Source organism: uncultured Ruegeria sp. (assembly GCF_947489545.1).
Lineage (GTDB): Bacteria > Pseudomonadota > Alphaproteobacteria > Rhodobacterales > Rhodobacteraceae > Ruegeria.
Genome location: NZ_CANLDZ010000085.1, coordinates 1 through 519, shown reverse-complemented (window position 1 = coordinate 519; position 519 = coordinate 1). Strand labels below are relative to the sequence as shown.

1 protein-coding gene is annotated in these 519 nt (G+C 59.7%); it reads left to right on the top strand.

Annotated features, from left to right (window positions below; genetic code table 11):
* The first annotated feature begins 48 nt into the window (after positions 1 to 48).
* The gene (locus tag Q1B13_RS26870; protein WP_299085963.1) at positions 49 to 342 is read left to right on the top strand and encodes a hypothetical protein; all 294 of its coding nucleotides are present in this window, start codon (positions 49 to 51) and stop codon (positions 340 to 342) included.
* Positions 343 to 519: the final 177 nt, after the last annotated feature.

The window sequence follows — 519 nt, the reverse complement described above, 5'->3', positions numbered from 1 at the left end:
GCGCCACGCCTGCAGCTCTCCTAAACTCTTCAACAAGAGGCACGACCAATGTCGAACCCCCTTTTGCCGAACGTCACTTTTACCTTTCTGTCCGATCCCGGTCACAGCTGGCTTATTGTTGCGCCCCAGTGGATCGAGACCGTCGGGTTGAACCTTGGCTCCTTCAGCCCCTTTAGCTACGTCGGTGACGATGGCACTCTCACGCTCGAGGAAGACAGCGATGCGCCTGTTTTTCTGAAGGCCTACGAAGGCAACTTCGGGAAGACCTGTAAGATCAACGATGTCTTCGAGCCCCGTGCCCAGGTGCGGGATTGGCAAACTCTGCAGCAGGCCGCCGCGTGATCTTCCAGACAGCTTGTGGCAGACGCCGACATAGTTGGTGTCTGTCCTCTCTCCGGATCCGAAAACCGGTCTGAGTGTCCTGTTGATCCACGGCACCCCTGGCGCCGCGGACAACAGGACCGGCGCTGCCGCGCGGGCGGCCGTAAAAACGGCCAGCGCTAGCGTCGTATTGGGCAC